This is a genomic window from Haematospirillum sp. H1815 (assembly GCF_012102705.1).
Lineage (GTDB): Bacteria > Pseudomonadota > Alphaproteobacteria > Rhodospirillales > Rhodospirillaceae > Haematospirillum.
Genome location: NZ_JAAVTA010000023.1, coordinates 1 through 1,769 on the forward strand (window position 1 = coordinate 1; position 1,769 = coordinate 1,769).

Genomic DNA, 1,769 nt, shown 5'->3' on the forward strand with positions numbered 1-1,769 from the left:
CGGTAATCACATCGCCCCGGGTTTCTGCCGCAGAGGCAAACACAAACCGGTCCGCGCCGGGGCCACCGGTCAGTCGGTCGCCGTCTGCGCCACCGGTCAGCGTGTCATCGCCATCCCCGCCGGTCAGTTCGTCATGGCCTGCACCACCGGTCAGGACATCATGACCCTCATCACCTGTCAGGGTATCATCGCCCGCACCGCCGTACAGGGTGTCATCACCGGCTGTTCCGAGCACGGTGTCGTCTCCGGCACCGCCGATGGCGGTATTGGTCCCGGCAAAGGCGGCCAGATCCAGGGTCACGGCTGCAGTCGCCGAGGTCGCGTCCAGGGTGGTTCCCCGGGCCACAACCGTGGCTCCGACATCGGCGGCACCCAGGCGACTGGCCTGTGACAGCAGGATGTCCACCTCGGCTGTTGTGGCATCACCGTCGGTATCCCCGCGCAGGCGCAGGTTTTCACCTTCTGCAACCGTCCACAGCGCACCGGCCCGCGGGCCGTCCTCGCTGAACACAAATTTTCCGGCGCCGGACAGGTCGATCCGGTCTTCACCGGCCTCGAAATCAGTGATCGTGTCACCCACCGTTTCCGCTGCAGAGCCATACACAAACCGGTCCGCGCCCGATCCGCCGGTCAGGGTATCCGCGCCAGCCCCGCCGTCCAGAATATCGGATCCAGCCCCGCCGACCAGAACATCGGCACCGGCGCCACCCTGCAGATGGTTGTCGCGGGCATTGCCGGTGATCCGGTCATCGCCCGCACCACCACGGGCTTTCTGGATCGCCGGATGACCTGACAGGTCCAGCGTCACCGGACCGGTCTGGTTCCCGCTGTCCAGAACCCCGGACCGCAGCGCCGCCTGGAAGCCGAACGCATCGGCCCCCACAGACGTTACGCCCTGCAGCAGCATGTTGATTTCCGCGCTGTCCGCATGGCCGTCGGTGTCGCCCAGAAGACGCAGGTTTTCCCCCTCAACAACCGTCCACAGTGCCCGTTCGTGGGCACCGTCTTCGCTGAACACAAAGTCTCCGGCGCCGGACAGGTCAATCCGGTCCTCCCCGGCCTTGAAGTCGGTGATCACGTCGCCCACCGTCTCCGCCGCAGAGGCAAACACAAACCGGTCCGCGCCCGCGCCGCCGGTCAGGATATCCGATCCCGCACCGCCGGTCAGGGTGTCCTCGCCGGCATCACCCTTCAGCGTGTCATTACCATCACCCCCGCGCAGGACGTCGTTGCCGTCCCCGCCCTTGATGGTGTCATCGCCGGTCCCGCCGTCCAGAGTATCCGTGCCAGCTCCGCCATACAGCCGGTCGTCACCGTCCTCGCCCAGCAGGGTGTCAGCCCCGGCGTACCCGTGCAGCAGGTCATCCCCGGCACCCCCCTTCAGCGTGTCCTCGCCGTCATCACCGGACAGGCAGTCTACACCGTCACCACCGGACAGGATATCGTTCCCGGCCCCGCCAAACAGGTGGTCGTCCCCGGCACCGCCCTCCAGCGTGTCGTCACCCGCACCCCCGTCAAGGCGGTTGTCGTCACCATTCCCGGTCAGGCGATCCCCGGCGGCGGTTCCGCTGATATCACGCACACCGGGGAAGTCCGCCAGATCCGCCGTAAAGCCGGCCGCATCCAGAATGCTCGATTCCAGTGCCGCCGCATCCAGGCGACCATCGCGGATAACCAGGGCGGCATTCACCCCGTCGATGTCGGCCACATCCAGCGACGCAACATTTTTCAGCCGCAAGTCCACTTCCGCCGTTGTCGCATCGCCGTCG

1 protein-coding gene is annotated in these 1,769 nt (G+C 66.6%); it reads right to left on the reverse strand.

Annotated features, from left to right (window positions below):
- The coding region (locus tag HEQ60_RS10425) for a M10 family metallopeptidase C-terminal domain-containing protein (RefSeq protein ID WP_168071616.1) at positions 1-1,738 on the reverse strand (1,738 nt) is incomplete at its 3' end.
- Positions 1,739-1,769: the final 31 nt, after the last annotated feature.